The sequence below is a fragment of the Amycolatopsis sp. genome (assembly GCF_036008905.1).
In the GTDB taxonomy this organism is placed as follows: domain Bacteria; phylum Actinomycetota; class Actinomycetes; order Mycobacteriales; family Pseudonocardiaceae; genus Amycolatopsis.
Map to the genome: position 1 here is coordinate 1 of NZ_DASYMU010000058.1, position 2,736 is coordinate 2,736.

1 protein-coding gene and 2 pseudogenes are annotated in these 2,736 nt (G+C 65.6%); 1 reads left to right on the top strand and 2 read right to left on the bottom strand.

What is annotated here, in order from left to right:
* Window positions 1-149 precede the first annotated feature (149 nt).
* Window positions 150-1,367 (top strand): IS110 family transposase, encoded by a 1,218-nt coding sequence (locus tag VGP60_RS11425; protein WP_327547916.1) that lies wholly within the window; start codon window positions 150-152, stop codon window positions 1,365-1,367.
* A 1-nt stretch (window position 1,368) separates the two neighbouring features.
* On the opposite strand, the pseudogene VGP60_RS11430 reads toward VGP60_RS11425, so the two are convergent.
* Both VGP60_RS11430 and VGP60_RS11435 read right to left on the bottom strand, forming a co-directional pair.
* Window positions 1,369-2,370 (bottom strand): annotated as a pseudogene (locus tag VGP60_RS11430) (IS256 family transposase); the annotation flags it as partial.
* A gap of 180 nt (window positions 2,371-2,550) precedes the next feature.
* Window positions 2,551-2,736: pseudogene (locus VGP60_RS11435) on the bottom strand (hypothetical protein); the annotation flags it as partial.

Below are 2,736 nucleotides of genomic sequence, written 5' to 3' on the forward strand. Positions count from 1 at the left end.
CAGGCCGTTCTTGCTCAGTGGGCTGCGAGCCCGTGTTAGTAGTTGGCCGCCCCTGCGACTGGTCCGGCTGCGCTGTGAGCGCGTATCCGTAGGTGTCGTTCCGTCCCAGCGGTTCCCAACCCGATCGATCCGGTGGAGGGAAGAACACGATGAGTCGCTGTATCGGCATGGATGTGCATCGCGAGTTCGCGCAGCTGGCGATCCTCGAAGACGGCGTGGTCCGCGACGAGGGCCGGATAGGCGTCACTCCTGAAGCGTTGCGGCAGTGGGCCTGCAGCTTGCGTCCTGATGATCAGGTGGCGTTGGAGGCGACCGGGAACAGCGACGCGATCGCGAACCTGCTGATCCCGCTGGTGGGCCGGGTCGTGGTATCGAACCCGTCGAAGACCCGGGCGATCGCGGAGGCGAAGGTCAAGACAGACAACGTCGACGCGCGGATCCTGGCTCAGCTTTTGGCCGCGGATTTCCTGCCGCCGGTGTGGCTACCCGACGAACGGACCCGCAGCCTGCGCCGGCAGGTGACCCGGCGGGCGCATCTGGTGCGGCAACGGACTCGGATCAAGAACCAGGTCCATGCCATCCTGGCCCGCAACCTCGCCCCGACGCCGCCGGTGTCCGACCTGTTCGGCACCACTGGCCGGCACTGGCTGTGTCGGCAGGCGTTGCCGGCCGACGAGCGTGCCAGCGTGCAGGCGCTGCTGCGGCAGCTGGACTTCCACGGCGACGAACTCGCCCTCGTCGACCGGGAGCTGGCGGTCGAGGCGTTCGCCGACCCGGTGGTGACCCGGTTGATGACGATCCCCGGGATCGACGCGATCGCGGCGATCTCGATCGTGGCCGCTGTCGGCGACTTCACCCGCTTCGGCGATGCCGACAAACTGGTCGCCTACGTGGGCTTGAATCCGAAGGTCCGCCAGTCCGGGAACTCCGCGCCGGTGCACGGCCGGATCAGCAAAGCCGGTCGAGCCCAGGTCCGCGGCGTGCTTGTCGAGGCGGCCTGGTCGGCCAGCCACGCGCCCGGACCGCTACGCGCCTTCTACCAGCGGGTCAAGGCCCGGCGTGGGTTCCCTACCGCTATCGTCGCGACGGCCCGCAAGATGACCACCCTTGCCTGGCACGTGGTCACCAAGGAACAGGACTACGCCTTCGCCCGCCCGGCTCTGACCGCCCACAAACGGCGCAAGCTCGAGCTTGCCGCCGGCGCTCCTTCACGTCGCGGGAACTTCCGCACTCCACCCGCTGCCTACAACGACAAGCAACGGCGAGCCGCCGAGACCGCGGCAGCCGAGCAGGCCGAACGCGCCTACGAGGTCTTCGTCGCCCACTGGCAGCCACACAATCCCGCGAAAACCAGTGCTGGCGCTTGACGATTTCATCCGTCGAGCAGATCACCTTCCTGATCTCGACGTCGTAGTCGAGGAACGGAATGAACTCGTTCCACGCGTTACGCCACAACCGGATCATCGCCCGGTATTTGGTTCCCCATCTCTCCTCCAATTCCTCGAGTGCGGTGAGTGCGGCATCCGGGTTCGGTGCGGTGTAAATCAGTTTGATATCCCGCTTGATACCGTCGCTGTCCGCCCGTGACGTCAACCGAAAGGTGTTCCGGATCAGATGAATGATGCACGTCTGCACCGTGGTCTGTGGCCACACCGCCTCGACGACAGCGGGTAACCCTTTCAGCCCGTCGCAGACGAGGAAGAACACATCGGTCACGCCACGGTTCTTCATATCGATCAGCACGCTCATCCAGAACTTGGCGCCCTCACCGCCGGTGCCGACCCACAGCCCGAGGACGTCCTTGCGGCCGTCCACGGTGACCCCGATGGCCGCGTAGACAGGCCGGTTCGCGACCTGCCCGTCACGCACCTTCACGACGATGGCGTCGATGAACACGGCGACGTACACGGCGTCGAGGGGGCGCGACGACCAGTCCGCCATCTCGGCTACCACCTTGTCGGTGATCCGGGAAATTGTTTCCTTCGAGATCGACGCGCCGTAGATCTCCGCGAAATGCGCCGAGATCTCTCCCGTCGTCAACCCTTTCGCATACAACGACAACACAATTTCGTCGACCTCGGTGAGTCGGCGTTGCCGTTTCTTCACGATCCGCGGCTCGAACGTCCCCTCACGATCCCGGGGCACCTCAATCGAGACTTCACCGGCCGCGTCCGACACCACCGTCTTCGACCGTGCCCCGTTCCGCACATTCGTCGACCCGCGGCCCTGATCGGCCTGGTTCTTCTCATGACCGAGGTGCTCGGTCATCTCCTCGTTCAACGCCGTCTCGAGAACATTCTTGGTGAACAGTTTCAACAACCCGTTCGGGCCGGTCAGCGCCAAGCCTCGCTGCCGGGCCTCGGCCACCATCGCCGCCGCTGCGGCCTGCTCCGGCGACAGCCCCCGGCCCTGAACACCGGGCTTCTTCCGTGGACTCACGATCTCTGCGGTCATTACTCACAGTGCCCATCCCGCCGAACCAAAATCCGGCGAATCGGGCCAGAAACACCGTTCGTGGCACAGTCCCCGCTTTATCAGCGGGCCAGAAGATCACCGGGCGCTGGGGCGGTTGCGCGTACTGCTGGGTGAGGATTCGCCCGTGCCGCGACCGTCGATCGTCGACGGGCCGCCGTCGACCTGGGTGAAGTCCAGGCGTGGGCAGCAGCGCAGCTTAACCAGGATCTTCCAGGTCTTGAGGGTGGCGACGGCGCGTTCGCCGAGGGCGCGGATGCGGGC

Excerpts from the sequence above, each read along its gene's own strand:
- VGP60_RS11425 (WP_327547916.1), top strand. The coding sequence starts at position 150 with ATGAGTCGCTGTATCGGCATGGATGTGCATCGCGAGTTCGCGCAGCTG.